The organism is Nostoc sp. DedQUE08 (genome assembly GCF_034530895.1).
Lineage (GTDB): Bacteria > Cyanobacteriota > Cyanobacteriia > Cyanobacteriales > Nostocaceae > Nostoc.
In genome coordinates, this window is sequence record NZ_JAVRCD010000026.1 from 72,288 (window position 1) to 88,154 (window position 15,867).

Consider the following 15,867-nt stretch of genomic DNA (forward strand, 5'->3'; position numbering starts at 1 on the left):
GGAGTAGAGACGCGATTAATCGCGTCTGTACAGGAGTTAGGAGTTAGAAGTTAGGAGTTAAGAGTTAAGTAAACAATAATTTATTTTGACTTTTAACTTTTAACCTTTGCTTTTTTAACTCATCCGTCTTAACTCATCACTCTTAACTCATCACTCCTAACTATTGAATTTTCCCGTCTCGAAAGCAAACAAGATAGACACATGAGCATATCAATTAGACCTGACGAAATTAGCAGCATTATCCAACAACAAATCGAGCAATACGATCAAGAGGTCAAAGTTGCTAACGTTGGTACTGTCCTACAAGTTGGTGACGGGATTGCCCGGATCTATGGTCTGGAAAAGGCTATGGCTGGGGAACTCTTAGAATTTGAAGATGGCACAATTGGCATCGCCCAAAACTTAGAAGAAGACAACGTGGGCGCGGTGCTTATGGGTGAAGGGCTAGAAATTCAAGAAGGTAGCTCTGTAACCGCCACTGGTAGAATTGCTCAGATTCCAGTAGGAGAAGCCTTAATTGGACGAGTTGTAGACGCTTTGGGTCGCCCCATCGATGGCAAGGGAGACATCAAATCCTCAGAAAGCCGTTTGATTGAATCTCCAGCACCCGGTATCATTGCTCGTCGGTCTGTACACGAACCCATGCAAACGGGGATTACAGCTATTGACTCAATGATTCCCATCGGTCGCGGTCAACGGGAATTGATTATTGGCGACCGTCAAACCGGTAAAACTGCGATCGCTATTGACACAATCATCAACCAGAAAGAAGAAGATGTAATTTGTGTCTACGTTGCGATCGGTCAAAAGGCTTCCACAGTCGCCAACGTAGTACAAACATTGCAAGAAAAAGGCGCACTTGATTACACCGTCGTCGTCACCGCTAGCGCCAGCGAACCAGCAACCCTACAATACTTAGCTCCTTACACAGGCGCAACTATTGCCGAGTACTTTATGTACAAAGGCAAAGCTACCCTGGTAATTTATGACGATCTCTCCAAGCAAGCCCAAGCTTATCGCCAAATGTCACTACTGCTGCGTCGTCCACCCGGACGCGAAGCTTACCCTGGAGATGTATTCTACATTCACTCCCGCTTGCTAGAAAGAGCAGCAAAGCTAAGTGACGAATTAGGTAAAGGCAGTATGACCGCCCTACCAATCATCGAAACCCAAGCTGGTGACGTTTCAGCATACATCCCCACCAACGTAATTTCCATTACCGATGGTCAGATATTTCTGTCTTCTGACTTGTTCAACGCTGGTATCCGTCCGGCTGTGAACCCCGGTATTTCTGTATCCCGCGTGGGTTCTGCTGCGCAAACCAAAGCAATGAAAAAAGTTGCCGGTAAGATTAAATTGGAACTAGCCCAATTTGACGACCTGCAAGCCTTCGCTCAATTTGCTTCTGACTTAGATAAAGCCACTCAAGACCAGTTGGCACGGGGTCAACGGTTACGCGAACTCCTCAAGCAGCCACAAAATTCGCCACTCTCAGTATACGAGCAAGTAGCAATTCTATACGCTGGTATCAATGGTTACTTAGATGATGTTTCCGTAGATAAAGTCACAACCTTTACCCAAGGTTTGCGCGAGTACTTAAAGACTGGTAAGTACGCCGAAGGAGTAAGAGCCTCCAAAGCGCTAGGTGATGCAGAAGAAGCTGCCTTAAAGGAAGCACTTACCGAATACAAGAAGACCTTCAAAGCAGCAGCGTAATTAAAGTGAGGAGTGAAGAGTTAAGAGTTAAAAGTTAATGAAATACTCCTACCTCTTAACTCCTAACTCCTAACTCCTAACTCCTAACTCAAGAATATGGCCAATCTAAAAGCAATACGCGATCGCATTCAGTCGGTCAAAAACACCAAAAAAATCACAGAAGCCATGCGTCTGGTAGCTGCGGCTAGAGTGCGCCGGGCGCAAGAACAAGTGCTAGCGACTCGCCCCTTTGCCGATCGCTTGGCACAAGTATTGTATGGTTTGCAAAGCCGTCTGCGCTTTGAAGAAGCAAACTTGCCACTGCTGAGAAAACGCCAAGTTAAATCAGTCGGGTTGTTGGTAATTTCAGGCGATCGCGGTCTATGCGGCGGCTACAATAGTAACGTTATCCGTCGTGCAGAAAATCGCGCCAAGGAAATCAAGGCAGAAGGTTTAAACTATCAATTTGTGTTAGTCGGACGGAAAGCTACACAGTACTTTCAGCGCCGCAATCAGCCAATTGACGCCACCTACAGCGGCTTAGAGCAAATTCCCACCGCAGCAGAAGCTAATCAGATTGCTGACCAACTACTTTCCTTGTTCCTTTCGGAAGAAGTTGACCGCATCGAATTAATTTACACCAGATTCCTTTCCTTAGTTAGCTCCCGTCCTGTGATACAAACTCTATTGCCCCTCGATCCGCAAGGTCTAGAAGCAGGCGATGATGAAATCTTCCGTTTGACAACCCGTGGCGGTAAATTTGAAGTTGAACGGGAGAAAGTGACTAGCCAAGCCCGCACGTTGGCTCCTGACATGATCTTTGAGCAAGATCCAGTGCAGATTCTCGATTCTCTATTGCCCCTGTATCTGAGTAACCAGCTATTGCGGGCGCTACAAGAATCGGCGGCTAGCGAACTAGCAGCGCGGATGACAGCCATGAGTAATGCCAGTGAAAATGCTGGTGAATTGATTAACACCCTCACGCTGTCCTACAATAAAGCCCGACAAGCTGCAATTACTCAAGAACTCCTAGAAGTTGTTGGTGGTGCTGAAGCACTAACTTAGAAAAATACTTGTTGTGGATCGTCGTAAATAGCCAATCGCTAATTTTAAAACCATTAACGATTGGCTATTTTGAGTAATGGCAGCCATATATCCTGACTTTGATAATTACGAATTACGAATTACGAATTACGAATTAAGAATCGCGTACTATAATTGAAATATGAAGCGCATGGGTCCGTCACGGTTTCGACAGGTTGGCGAACGCTGCTCTGTGATTCAGGTCGAGAGTGAGTCTCCTCTCGCAAATCAAAGGCTCAAACAAAAAGTAAATGCGAATAACATCGTTAACTTTGCTCGTAAGGATGCTCTAGTAGCAGCCTAAAACACCTCTTATAGGTTCGAGCGTCTTCGGTTTGACTCCGTTAAGGACTGAAGACCAAACCCCAACGGATGCTCTAGCAAGCGTTCTCTGGTTGGCTTGCTGGCTAAGATTAAATCAGAGCATCCTACGTTCGGGATAATGAACGATTCCCGCCTTGAGGGTCAGAAAGGCTAAACCTGTGAATGAGCGGGGGGTCAATACCCAATTTGGACAGCAGTTCGACTCTGCTCGGATCCACTAAAAATAGTTAACAAGTCCACTTTACACTGTGATGTGTAAGTGGACTTTGTTTTATGGAAAACTCCATCATAATTTTCTATAATGCACAATTAACTTGAGTTCAACGGCTAAAATAGCAATACCCTTCAGTGAAGCTCAAAATTTTTGGTAAAGATGCGAAACTGGACTGTTATCCTGCTGCGCTAAGGTGTCTCTACAACTTTCTCGGCAAACCTTAAACAAAAATGTGTAGACTTCAGCCCTTAAGCCCAAATAACACCAAAAAGCGCAACAAGTATTATCTCTGCAAAAAGCAGGAACTTTTCAAGAATATAATCTTGGTTTTCAACCAAAATCTAGCGATCGCTACCCAAACGAAACAAGCGATTCGATTCCAAGATGGTGTAATCAGCTAATCACGCTGTTTCTGGGTTTGTGTGCGCTTCCAAGCCTTCTTCCTCTTTTTTTCAGTACCCGTCGTAGTCGATCTGCACTCAAGTTTACTTGACGCTCAGATGCTAGTTTTTTTGCTAATTGTTTAGAGTTATAAGTCTCTGACTCTTGAGCTAAACAATTTTCGAGATAAACCAAATCTGATTCTGAATATCGTGGTTTTCCTCCTCGGCCAGGAGCATCCCATAAACCTGCTAAACCCATTTTTTCCCAGCGATGAAGGGTTTGACGCACTGTTGAAATCGCCCAATTCAAGCCTTTTGCAATTTGCTCATTTTTTAAGCCGCGAGTATTCAGCAGTAAAACTTGAGCGCGATCCTTAGTACGTTGAGGAACATCTTTGGCTTTTCTCAATTCTTCTAAAGTTAGCTTTTCTTCTTCTGTGAGAAACACTTTTAATCGGCATCCCATAAACAATAACCTTTTACAAAATCAATTTTTGTCATTTTTGTATCTATTTACGCCTGTATACTGAAACTATTTAGGTATTTCATAATACATTTTCAATATTTTAACTACAAGTATTAATGATGTCGGCGTCTATAAGGCTACTACGCGATAAGTATTGGCTTGGGAAAACTATCAAAATTTGCATTTTTTCATCAACAATGGATTTTGATAAGAAGTTCGGCACATCAAAATTACACATTAACCTATATAGGTAAACTTATCTGATAGCCTGAAGCTGTAGCTTATAGCTATAACAAGAAAAATTTGTTGGCGTTATCTTGATTAATGTTTAAAGTCGATAATAAAGGACTGTATCATTAAATTCCTGAGATTATTCTTATGCTTACGGAGGTTTATCGAAACTTTAAAAATTATTTTTATGCTAGTTTCCTTTTAGATGAGTGGAAAAATATATACAAGCCTACTTTCTTTTTATTCAACTAGTCTCTGGAAATTTGCCTTGATTATCTCCAAAAAAATATCTTTTTTATCGACTTTACATAAAGTTTATATTCTATGCACCATATTTTTGATTAAGACAAGATATTGAATACCCATTGAATAAACGCTTTTTGGAAGCCTAATAAGGTTTGTCCTACTTTTCCCACTTTTCCCACCTTTCCCACCTTTCCTACCTTTCCTACTTTTTTAATTAAGTGAGTACCCGAAAAACATAAATTTTCCTATTTTCTACTTTATAAATATATTTTTTGACAATATGAAATATTAAAAGTAATCTCGACTTGGTAGGTAGACCAGCAATATAATAATAGTAAAATTATATCTTTCTAGTTAAAAATATAATTACTATGATATTTTTAAATTAAGATAAAACCAGATAAATAGCAAAAACAAGTACTCAGTAAAATTTAGGAATAAATTAATATTTAGTATATTTTTTGAGTCATATTTTTTGCTAAAAAACAGCAATAATTGATACAAGTTAAATTTTTAAAAAACTGATATTCATTACAACTTCAAAGAAAAATAATAGAGAGAATGGGGGCAGAAGAAAAACCTGTTAATTTGCGCTCGGAGACGAATAATGGTAGCGATGTCTACGACCGGCAAGGCCCACGCAGAGAACGTTCAACATCGGTTAACTATACAAACTGTAGAAATTGCCCCTAACACAACGGCGATTCGCTCTCTTGACTGGGATCGCGATCGCTTTGATATCGAATTCGGACTGCAAAACGGTACAACCTACAATTCATATCTAATTAGGGGCGAACAAACAGTTTTGATCGATACTTCTCACCAGAAGTTTCGCGATTTGTATTTAGAGACCCTCAAAAGTCTTGTCAACCCCAAAACAATTGATTACATAATTGTTAGTCACACAGAGCCAGACCATAGCGGCTTGGTAGAAGATGTCCTTCAATTAGCTCCTAGAGCCACTGTTTTAGCCTCAAAAGTTGCGCTGCAATTCCTTGAGGGATTAGTACACGATCCTTTTTCCAAGCGGGTTGTGAAAACTGGCGATCGCATCGATATCGGCAAAGGGCACGAAATGGAATTCGTGAGTGCGCCTAACCTGCACTGGCCGGATACAATCTTTAGCTTTGACCGCAAAACCCAAATTCTCTACACCTGTGATGCTTTTGGAATGCACTTCTGTGACGATCGCACCTTCGACGAAGATTTAGAAGCGATCGAAGCTGACTTTAGATTTTACTACGACTGCTTGATGGGCCCTAACGCTCGTTCGTTGCTGAATGCGATGAAGCGGATGGGCGATCTCGGAAAGATTAATATTATCGCCAATGGTCATGGGCCTTTATTATACCACCATTTAGATGTTCTGACCGGGTGCTACGAAAATTGGAGCCAAAAACAAGCGAAAGCAGAAACCACAGTTGGCTTGTTTTTTGTCTCAGAATATGGATATGGCGAACGCCTTGGTCACGCAATTGCCGAAGGTATCCTGAAAACTGGCGTTGGCGTAGAAGTACTGGATCTGAGTACTGCTGAAAGCCAAGAAATTCAAGAATTAGCTGGGAGAGCAGCTGGCATCATTATCGGGATGCCTCCAACTACCTCCGCCGCCGCCCAAGCTAGTATCAGTTCGGTGCTAGCTGTCGCCAAGAACAAGCAATTTCTTGGGCTGTTTGAATGTTACGGTGGGGATGATGAACCCATTGATACACTCCGCAGACAATTTCTTGACTCTGGCATCAAAGAAGCTTTTCCACCCATTCGGATTAAAGAGACTCCCAGCGCCTCAACATTCCAGTTGTGTGAAGAAGCGGGTAAAGACATCGGACAATTGCTAGTGCGCGATCGCAACATCAAGCAAATCAAGTCCCTTGATGTCAACATGGAAAAGGCACTGGGTCGCATTAGCAGCGGACTATATATAGTCACCACGAAAAAAGATAATGTCTCAAGTGCAATGCTGGCATCTTGGGTAACGCAAGCGAGTTTGCAACCATTAGGATTCACAATTGCCGTTGCTAAAGACCGCGCCATTGATTCCTTAATGCAAGTAGGCGATCGCTTCGTCCTCAACGTTTTGGAAGAAGGCAATTATCAAGAACTCAAGAAACACTTCCTCAAGCGCTTGCATCCTGGTGCTGATCGTTTTGCTGGGGTAAAAACTCAAACCGCGAAAAACGGTTCGCCGATTCTGACTGATGCTTTGGCATACATGGAATGTGAAATCCAGACCAGCATGGAATGCAGCGACCACTGGATATTATACTGCACCGTCCAAGAAGGTCGTGTCTCCAAAAACGATGGATTGACAGCCGTTCGCCATCGCAAAGTAGGTAATTACTACTAAATATTGGGCATGGGGCACGGGGCATAGGGCATGGAGTACGGGGTATGGGTTATTTATCTTTGTTCCCAATGCCCAATTCCCAATGCCCAATGCCCTATTCCCAATGCCCTATTTTCAATGCCCAATGCCCAATTCGCTAACTTTTAACAGCTATGACCAATTCCAAGCCACGCGACGTACAAGTTTTACCAATTGCTACCAATACTAAGGCTATCAGAGCGCGTAGTTGGTCACGTCTGCGGTTTGAAATTGAATACGCACTTGAAAGAGGTACTACTTCCAATTGCTATTTAATTGAAGCTGATAAAACCGCACTTATCGATCCACCGCCAGAAAGCTTTACCGAAATTTATTTAGAGGCATTGCGGCAGACTTTAGATTTGCAAAGTTTGGATTATATAATCTTGGGTCATTTTAGTCCCAATCGAGTTGCAACCCTCAAAGCAATTTTAGAACTAGCACCACAGGTAACTTTTGTCTGTTCTCTTCCTGGTGCGAACAATTTGCGTGCTGCTTTCTTAGAGCAAGATTTAAATGTCTTGGTGATGCGGGGGAAAGAAACTCTGGATTTAGGCAAGGGTCATGTTTTGAAATTCTTACCCACTCCGAGTCCGCGTTGGCCGGAAGGACTTTGTACCTACGACCAGCAAACCCAAATTCTCTACACAGATAAGTTATTTGCAACTCATCTTTGTGGTGATGATGTGTTTGATGATAACTGGGAAGCGCTCAAAGAAGACCAGCGTTACTACTTTAACTGCCTGATGGCTCCCCAAACTCCTCATGTGCAAGCAGCTTTGGAGAAAATATCAGATTTGCAGGTGAGAATGTATGCTGTAGGTCACGGGCCCTTGGTACGCACCGGCTTAATCGAACTTACCAAAGCTTATGGAGAGTGGAGCCGTTCTCACAACGATCGCGAAATTTCCGTTGCCTTACTTTACGCTTCAGCTTACGGAAATACAGCGACTTTAGCACAAGCGATCGCTCTGGGATTAACTAAAGGTGGAGTTGCAGTTAAATCGATTAACTGTGAATTTGCTACCCCTGATGAAATTCGCATCAACCTCGCGCAGTCAGAGGGTTTTATCATTGGTTCTCCTACCATTGGTGGTCATGCGCCAACTCCGATTCATACTGCTTTAGGGATTGTGTTATCGAGTGGTGACAACAGCAAACTCGCTGGAGTTTTTGGTTCCTACGGCTGGAGTGGCGAAGCATTTGACTTAATCGAAGGTAAACTCCGGGATGCTGGGTATCGCTTTGGCTTTGACACTTTGAAGGTGAAGTTTAAACCTGATGATGTCACCCTCAAGTTCTGTGAAGAATTAGGTACAGACTTTGCCCAAGTACTGAAAAAGGCTAAAAAGGTACGCGTACCCCAACAAGCGGCTACTCCAGTGGAACAGGCTGTTGGTCGGATTGTTGGTTCCGTCTGTGTGGTGACAGCGAAACTTGGAGAAGTGTCTACCGCGATGTTAGGCGCTTGGGTTTCTCAAGCCACCTTCAACCCACCCGGAATAACTGTTGCGATCGCTAAAGAGCGAGCGATCGAATCTTTGATGTATCCAGGCGGTAAGTTTGCCTTAAATATTTTACCTGAAGGCAATCATCAAGATTACATGAAACATTTCCGTAAATCTTTCGCGCCTGGGGAAGATCGATTTGCCAACTTTAGTACAGCAGTTGCAGATAACGGTTGTACTGTCCTCACTGATGCATCAGCATATTTGGAATGTTCAGTCAACCAACGTCTGGAATGTGGCGATCATTGGGTTGTGTATGCAACTGTAGATGAAGGGAAATTACTCAAGCCTGATGCTGTGACTGCCATTAACCATCGCAAAACTGGCACTCATTATTAACTTTTATTGGTACTCTCCAACTTAGGAGATTACCGTGCAATGCGACTCTAGCAGCATTTTTGCTACTTACTCAGTGTGCTAGGGATACAATCAACCACCCTAGATGTCTGCACATCTAATAAATCCACCTACACATGAGAGTGATAGGTGGATTAATTTTTTTTGCTGAGAAGAATGCGTTTAGAAAAAACAGCAATGGTTAAACACACGTATCTACATAATAAATTCATATTTTCTTTAGCATAAATTTACACGTATAGAATTTAACATATACAAAATATGATTAAGTAAAGGTTATGAAGCTATTAAAATCCGATCTCATGAATTATTGTAATGTTTCATGACTAAGCTTAAAAATTTATTACATTCAGCCAGTGAAAATAAGGAGATCCTAATTGATTAGGAAAATAGACGCGCAAAATTTTCAGCTTAAGCCGCTTGGGACGTACTTGGTTGAAGCTGAACTAATTACTCCAGATCAATTAGACACAGCACTCAAGACACAAAAGTTAAGTGGTGAACAGTTGGGAGAAATTCTGGCAATACATGGTTTTGTTAAGCAGCAAACCATTGAATACTTCATGTCAAACGTTGTATTGCCAGAGCGACGCAAAATCTTGAAAAACCAATCTTATTCAGACAATGGTAAGAGCGATCGCATATCTGTAATTGAGTCAACGAGTTCGATAAAACCAGAAGATGCGATCTTGCTGTTGCAATCATCGCATCAATTCAAAGTATATCTTTCTGCCAACAAAACCCTCAAATTCCTGCTTGGCGTGGTTTTATGTTTGGCTCTTGTCAGTCTTTTTGCTAATTACAATGTCTACTATCTACCTGACTTCCCTGGGAGAGATATCTTTAGAATTATATTCGACCTCAACAGCGAGGATAGTATTCCTACAATTTACTCTGGAGGAGCTTTACTATTTTGTTCTATTCTGCTAGAAATCATTTTCCAAGCTCAGAAGTCAACTAAAAATAAAGACTTCTGGGCATGGAGAGGATTATCAATAGTCTTTGCTGGTTTGTTCTTAGACGAATTGATCAGTCTTCATGAAAGACTAACTACACCATTGCGAAGTACATTCAGTACCAGTGGTTTTTTGTACTACGCTTGGGTGATTGTGGGTGCTATCTTCGTACTCGGATTCTTGCTAATGTTTGGGCGATTTGTGTTTACTCTTCCTAGCAAGACACGACGCTTATTTTTCATTGCTGGAACAATCTACGTGGCAGGTGCAATTGTTAGTGAATTGATAGGCGGATACTATGAATATTACTACACCCCCAATAACATGGTTTATGTCTTCATAACGACTATAGAAGAAGTGCTAGAGATGCTGGGCATAGTTATCTTTATTTATACGCTGTTGTCGTACATAAGTTGCAATATTAAAGGTCTAGATATAGGAGTCCACATTAGTGGTTATAGGAAGCAAGACCAACGGACTTAGCTCAAACATATAGCAATCTGATTTAATTTCTGAATTAATCGTAGGGACTAGGGACTGGGGACTGGGGACTGGGAAGAAGGAATAAAGCTGTACTGAGTTTTTTTCACGCAATCAAATATGAGTCCTATAGCCAAATAAAATATTTGAAACTTTTGTACTTAAAAAGAGGTAGTTTTTGATTAGCAACTTGAGTTATTACTGTCCAAGTAGGCGATCGCCAACTTGAAGGCAACAGTAACGATGTATTCCAAAGCACCCCGGTAATTGCAAAGACACCTCTGTGGCGTCAATGTAACGACCTGTTGTCTGGTGGTCTTGGTAGCGAGCGATATCCTGAAGGCTAGCAATGACCGGGATAAATTTGTCTTTGCCCCTGGAGAAGGTACTGATATTATTACCGACTTCTACAAAGACAACAATTTAATTAGCTTGTCTGGTGGTCTAACCTTCAGGCAACTGAGTTTCTGTAGTCATAACATCATCGTGACTACTACTGATGAAATCTTGGCAACTCTGACTGCTGCTAATTTCACTATCGTTTAGTATCAAAATCGAGGGGCCAGTTATGGATTCCTTAAAGAATCAATAATGACTGTAGAAGCAGCCTTTTGATCGAACTGACTGTAAATTCACAGTTAGTAACATAAATCACTAGGATTTACATACAATACATACATACTGTAGGTGATTTGGACTTTTGAGCCATATCTAACACCCAACACAGTCAATATGCGACCAAATAAAGGCTGTGTTCAGCACCTGAAAGGTTCATTTTGCATAACACATATTATAGGTGATTTTTAGAGTGTGTAAGTCCTAATTACAAGTCTTATTGTGTAAGCCCTTACTAACGTATCTGTAATAGAAATTTCGTGAAATGGTATGACTTTTCACGGGATATGGATTCAGAAAAATGGTGCGTGCAATTTCAGTATTAAAGCGTAAACAACATAAATTCACTTGGTGAAATTCCGCAATTGCCACAAAGACAATAGCAAAAACGCAGGGTAGCCTTTAACTAGAAAAACAGTATTAGGTAATTCCTAGACACAACTTTTATATTATTTTTCTTCTTCTTATGACTCCAAAACACACCAAAATTAAATTTCCTCTTTGGCAGTATCTGAACCAGCCCTTATTTAGTCGGGATACTAAATTAGTATTGAATCCCCAACGCTTTGTATTGATCTGGCGTCTGCAACTTTTAGAACGTTGCTGGACTAAAGAATGTGACGCCAAAGGGCCTCAACAGCATTAGATATTTAAAAAGCTGGCAAACTAAGCCTCGTCTACAGAACGTGGCTTTTTGCCGTCAAGTAAAGCACTAACAGTCATATCTCCCATAACATTAATTGCGGTGCGGCAGCGATCCAAAAACCAGTCTACAGTAACTAGCAAAGCGATGTATTGGGTAGGTAAGCCGACAGAAGTGAAGACTAGTGTCATCGTTACCAGTCCTGCATTGGGAATATTTGCCGCACCCACAGATGCAAAAATCGAGGTAAGGATGACAATTAACTGCTGTCCTAGACTCAGATGTTGTCCAATCAGTTGGGAAATATACAACGCAGACATTGCTTCATAAAGGGCAGTACCGTCATTATTGAAATTTGCCCCAACTAATGCCCCCAAGGCAGCAGAAGATTCCCTTAAACCGACTTTTGTTTGCAAAACCTCAAAGGTTACGGGCATTGCCGCCGCCGAGGAAGAAGTTGAGAAAGCTGTCAAAAAGGCATCAGAACCGCCAGCGAGGAATTTTAGCGGGTGTACCCAAGAACCAAATTTTACTCTGGTGAGGTAGTAGCACGCTTGCAATACCAGTGCTAACAATACGGCAACGATAAATGCACCCAAAGATTTAAACGGTGCAAAGCCCTGCATCGCAATAGTTTTAGCTACAATTCCAAAGACTGCGAACGGTACTAAGGCAATTACCCAGTTGAGGATGCGGACTACCGCTTCAAATAAAATTCCGATGACATCCTCTATCGGCTGAAATCCATTCTTGCCTTGAGCAATTTGTTCAGATTTTAATCCCCGCAGAACGATGCCAAAACTTAGGGCAATCACAATCAACTGGATGACATTATTATCAACCAATGGCTTGAGGACGGCTTCTGGTACAGCATCTTTGAGTATTCCCCAAGGATCGAGACTTTGAGCAGTTATTGCCGTACTTGTTGAGGTGTTTACATTGCCCCAAGTCCCCGGACGCAGTACATTAGCTACCAAAAGTCCCACCAAAATAGCTACGGTAGTGTTAGTTAAAAGTAACACTGCCAACCGCCGTCCGGCTGTACCAGGGATATTGGTAGTCATTAAAGTATGCAGCACTGCTACCAGAATCAGGGGTGTAGCCAAGGCGCGGAGAGCCTTTAACACCAATTCTGCCGGAATTGCTAAATTATTGATTAAAGCGGCGTTGCTGGGATTGGGATTCCCCGCACCAAGGGCAATTCCGACGCTGACTGCCGCTATTAAAGCGATGAGAATTTGCAACGTGAGAGGGATACGCTGCCACCAAGGGCTAGCTTTGGTTTCAGGCGAAGTAGTTCTCTCTGTTTGACTCATTGGCTAGATACTGGTTAACTGCTGTAACTATTAAAACAACACTAATAATAGTGATAATTCCCGAAAAAGAACAGCTTTAATTTTGGTTAAAAACTGTTAATCTAAGATTCCGTTGCTTTGCAAAATCTGGCTCGAAAGGGTATACCACAAGGTAGGCCCCTAGAGATATCTTGGCTTGTGGTTGGAGGTGCTTATGTCCTTTGTTCCTTTACATATTCACAGTGACTATAGTTTGCTCGATGGGGCAAGTCAGCTACCAGAGTTGGTAGATCGAGCGATCGCATTGGGAATGAAAGCGATCGCTCTTACCGATCATGGTGTCATGTATGGAGCCGTCGAACTGATCAAAATCTGCCGTAGTCAAAATATTAAGCCGATAATCGGCAATGAAATGTATATCCTAAACGGCGATCTTGAAAAACAAGAACGTCATCGTCCCAAGTATCATCAAGTCGTTTTAGCTAAAAATACCAAAGGTTACAAAAATTTAGTTAAATTAACTACAATTTCTCACCTCCAAGGTGTTCAAGGGAAAGGAATTTTTTCTCGTCCTTGTATTAATAAAGATTTACTCAAACAATATCATGAAGGTTTGATTGTCACCAGCGCTTGTCTGGGTGGAGAAGTTCCCCAAGCAATTCTTAGTAATAGGCCAGATGCCGCCCGGAAAGTTGCCCAATGGTATAAAGATGTATTTGGTGATGATTATTATTTAGAAATTCAAGACCACGGCTCTCAAGAAGACCGGATTGTAAATGTAGAAATAGTAAAAATTGCTAGAGAGCTAGGGATTAAAATTGTTGCTACCAATGATTCACATTTTATATCTTGTTTTGACGTTGAAGCGCACGATGCTTTGCTATGCATTCAAACTAACAAGCTAATTGCTGAAGATAAGCGGATGCGTTATAGCGGCACAGAGTATCTCAAATCTGGTGAGGAGATGCAGCAGCTATTTCGCGATCATTTGCCGGATGATGTAATTGCAGAGGCGATCGCTACTACTGGAGAAGTAGCCGATAAAGTTGAGCCTTACCATATTATGGGTGAGCCTCAAATTCCTACACCTCCCATTCCCTCTGGTCATACTGCTGACACTTACGCTGAAGATGTTGCATGGAGTGGACTTTTAGAACGGTTAAATCGCAAATCTCGTCATGAAGTCGATTCCGTCTATAAAGAAAGATTGGAATACGAACTTAAAATGATTCAGCAGATGGGTTTTTCCAAATACTTTTTAGTTGTTTGGGACTACATCAAATTTGCTAGAGATAATAACATTCCTGTGGGGCCAGGTCGCGGTTCGGCGGCTGGTTCATTAGTTGCCTATGCGATGCGAATTACTAACATTGACCCTGTGCATCATGGGTTACTATTCGAGCGTTTCTTGAACCCAGAACGGAAATCAATGCCTGATATTGATACGGATTTCTGTATTGAACAACGAGACAAGGTTATTGAATATGTCACCGAGAAATATGGTGCAGATAGAGTTGCCCAAATTATTACTTTTAACCGTCTAACTTCTAAAGCAGTTTTGAAAGATGTCGCCAGAGTGTTGAATATTCCCTACGGGGAAGCTGACAAAATGGCAAAATTAATTCCTGTGGTACGGGGGAAACCAACTAAACTCAAGGTGATGGTTTCCGATAAAACTCCAGAACCAGAGTTTAAAGAGAAATATGATAGAGAACCCCATGTTCGCCACTGGCTTGATATGGCGATGCGAATTGAAGGAACTAACAAAACCTTTGGTGTTCATGCAGCCGGTGTGGTAATTTCTGCCGATCCACTTGATGAAATTGTCCCACTACAGAAGAATAATGACGGTTCTGTGATTACCCAATATTTCATGGAAGACCTGGAATCAATGGGTTTGTTGAAAATGGATTTTCTAGGTTTACGGAACCTGACGCTAATTCAAAAAACTGTAGATTTGATTCAAGAAACGAGAGGATATCGGGTCGATCCCGATGAAATTCCCCGCGATGAAAGAAAAGCCCAAAGGATATTAGCTAAAGGTGAACATAGCACTCTACCAAAAGATGTCCAAAAAACTTATGAATTATTAGAAGCAGGTGAGTTAGAAGGGATATTTCAACTAGAATCTTCTGGGATGCGTCAGATCGTGCGAGATTTGAAGCCTTCTAATATAGAAGATATTTCTTCAATTTTGGCACTTTATCGACCAGGGCCATTAGATGCGGGACTAATTCCTAAATTTATTAACCGCAAACATGGTCGAGAAAACATTGATTATCAACACCAAGTTCTGGAACCAATATTAGACGAAACCTATGGAATTATGGTCTATCAAGAGCAAATCATGAAAATTGCTCAAGATATGGCAGGATATTCTTTAGGACAAGCTGACTTACTGCGTCGAGCGATGGGTAAAAAGAAAGTTTCTGAGATGCAAAAGCAGCGAGAAAAATTCGTGGATGGCGCAGCTAAAAATGGCGTTCAGAAAAAAGTTGCGGATGAATTATTTGAGCAAATGTTGAAGTTTGCTGAATATTGTTTAAGCTATGATACGGAAATATTGACAGTAGAATATGGATTGTTGCCGATTGGGGAAATTGTCGAAAAACGCATTGAATGTACTGTGTACAGCGTTGATAATAATGGAAATATTTACACGCAACCTGTAGCACAGTGGCACGATCGCGGACAGCAAGAGGTGTTTGAGTATTGTTTGGAAGATGGTTCAATAATTCGGGCAACAAAAGACCATAAATTTATGACTGTTGATGGTCAAATGTTGCCAATTGATGAAATATTTGAGAGCGAATTGGATTTGATGCGGATTGAGAGTTTACCGAATTGAGAATAGCCAGAGAATAGCCAGAATAGCCAGCCAGGGAATAGAATTCCCTGTCTAATAATGCAAGTCCTCTTCTAGAGGACTAGAAAAAACTTGGTTTAATTGTTCACTAGTTTCAGATAGTCGTCTTCAGACGACTTTAGCTTTCAGACAGGGAATTT

The 15,867-nt window shown here is 41.7% G+C and carries 10 protein-coding genes and 1 other RNA gene; 9 read left to right on the forward strand and 2 right to left on the reverse strand.

Going from position 1 to position 15,867, the window contains the following annotated elements; translation table 11 throughout:
- Positions 1–201: 201 nt before the first annotated feature.
- From atpA to ssrA, 3 genes are all read left to right on the forward strand, one after another.
- Positions 202–1,716, forward strand: a complete 1,515-nt coding sequence (atpA, locus tag RMY64_RS18550; RefSeq protein ID WP_322674309.1) for a F0F1 ATP synthase subunit alpha — start codon at positions 202–204, stop codon at positions 1,714–1,716.
- 96 nt (positions 1,717–1,812) lie between these two features.
- Positions 1,813–2,760 carry a F0F1 ATP synthase subunit gamma gene (locus RMY64_RS18555; RefSeq protein ID WP_322674310.1) on the forward strand — a complete coding sequence of 316 codons (948 nt, stop codon included), beginning with the start codon at positions 1,813–1,815 and terminating at the stop codon, positions 2,758–2,760.
- Between the two features lie 171 nt (positions 2,761–2,931).
- Positions 2,932–3,322, forward strand: a transfer-messenger RNA (tmRNA) gene (gene ssrA / locus RMY64_RS18560).
- A 387-nt stretch (positions 3,323–3,709) separates the two neighbouring features.
- On the opposite strand, the gene RMY64_RS18565 is transcribed toward ssrA, so the two are convergent.
- Positions 3,710–4,165 carry a helix-turn-helix domain-containing protein gene (locus tag RMY64_RS18565; protein WP_322674311.1) on the reverse strand — a complete coding sequence of 152 codons (456 nt, stop codon included), beginning with the start codon at positions 4,163–4,165 and terminating at the stop codon, positions 3,710–3,712.
- 1,084 nt (positions 4,166–5,249) lie between these two features.
- Between RMY64_RS18565 and RMY64_RS18570 the strand changes: the two genes are divergently transcribed.
- The 5 genes from RMY64_RS18570 to RMY64_RS18590 all read left to right on the forward strand — a co-directional run bounded on the left by RMY64_RS18570 (position 5,250) and on the right by RMY64_RS18590 (position 11,569).
- A complete protein-coding gene (locus tag RMY64_RS18570) occupies positions 5,250–6,989 on the forward strand; it encodes a diflavin flavoprotein (protein WP_322700803.1) in 1,740 nt (579 codons plus the stop codon).
- A gap of 152 nt (positions 6,990–7,141) precedes the next feature.
- Positions 7,142–8,854, forward strand: a complete 1,713-nt coding sequence (locus RMY64_RS18575; RefSeq protein WP_322684061.1) for a diflavin flavoprotein — start codon at positions 7,142–7,144, stop codon at positions 8,852–8,854.
- A gap of 395 nt (positions 8,855–9,249) precedes the next feature.
- The gene (locus RMY64_RS18580) at positions 9,250–10,311 is read left to right on the forward strand and encodes a hypothetical protein (protein ID WP_322684062.1); all 1,062 of its coding nucleotides are present in this window, start codon (positions 9,250–9,252) and stop codon (positions 10,309–10,311) included.
- Positions 10,312–10,626: 315 nt separating this feature from the next.
- Positions 10,627–10,854: a hypothetical protein gene (locus RMY64_RS18585; RefSeq protein ID WP_322700804.1), complete on the forward strand. Its 228-nt coding sequence runs from the start codon at positions 10,627–10,629 to the stop codon at positions 10,852–10,854.
- Positions 10,855–11,389: 535 nt separating this feature from the next.
- Positions 11,390–11,569 (forward strand): hypothetical protein, encoded by a 180-nt coding sequence (locus tag RMY64_RS18590; protein ID WP_292785777.1) that lies wholly within the window; start codon positions 11,390–11,392, stop codon positions 11,567–11,569.
- A 20-nt stretch (positions 11,570–11,589) separates the two neighbouring features.
- Here RMY64_RS18590 and RMY64_RS18595 read toward each other — a convergent pair whose 3' ends face one another.
- Complete coding sequence (locus RMY64_RS18595) at positions 11,590–12,882, reverse strand: dicarboxylate/amino acid:cation symporter (protein WP_322689074.1); 1,293 nt, start codon at positions 12,880–12,882, stop codon at positions 11,590–11,592.
- A 193-nt stretch (positions 12,883–13,075) separates the two neighbouring features.
- Between RMY64_RS18595 and RMY64_RS18600 the strand changes: the two genes are divergently transcribed.
- A complete protein-coding gene (locus RMY64_RS18600; protein ID WP_322700805.1) occupies positions 13,076–15,709 on the forward strand; it encodes a DNA polymerase III subunit alpha in 2,634 nt (877 codons plus the stop codon).
- Positions 15,710–15,867 lie beyond the last annotated feature (158 nt).